This window comes from Mesorhizobium sp. M3A.F.Ca.ET.175.01.1.1 (genome assembly GCF_004791945.1).
GTDB lineage: Bacteria > Pseudomonadota > Alphaproteobacteria > Rhizobiales > Rhizobiaceae > Mesorhizobium.
Genome location: NZ_SRTP01000124.1, coordinates 1 through 378 on the forward strand (window position 1 = coordinate 1; position 378 = coordinate 378).

The 378-nt window shown below is 63.2% G+C and carries 1 pseudogene; it reads left to right on the forward strand.

Annotated elements, in window-relative coordinates:
- Positions 1-378 (forward strand): annotated as a pseudogene (locus EN818_RS31025) (ABC transporter ATP-binding protein/permease); the annotation flags it as partial.

Genomic DNA, 378 nt, shown 5'->3' on the forward strand with positions numbered 1-378 from the left:
GCCGCCAACACCAATCCGTTGCAGTCGCTCCTGACTGATGCCGGCATATTGGTGCTGCTGGTCGTGCTCAAGGACGCCGGCTTCACCGGCGTGCGCAACCTCGTTTCGACGACGTTGCACCGCAAATGGCGCGGCTGGCTGAACAGCCAGTTCAACCGGGCGCTGCTCGACGCCAACCATACCCATTTCCATGCCCAGCATGGCTCGGTGGCCGGCGGCATCGTCGCCCCTGACAACATCGACCAGCGCATCCAGGAATCGATCAAGGACATGACCGGCGGCGCGATCGGTCTCGCCATGGGCGTTCTGGGTGTGGCGACCTCGCTCTATTTCGTCGGCGAAAACCTCATCGGAGCCTCGGTGGAGGTCAAAGGGCTG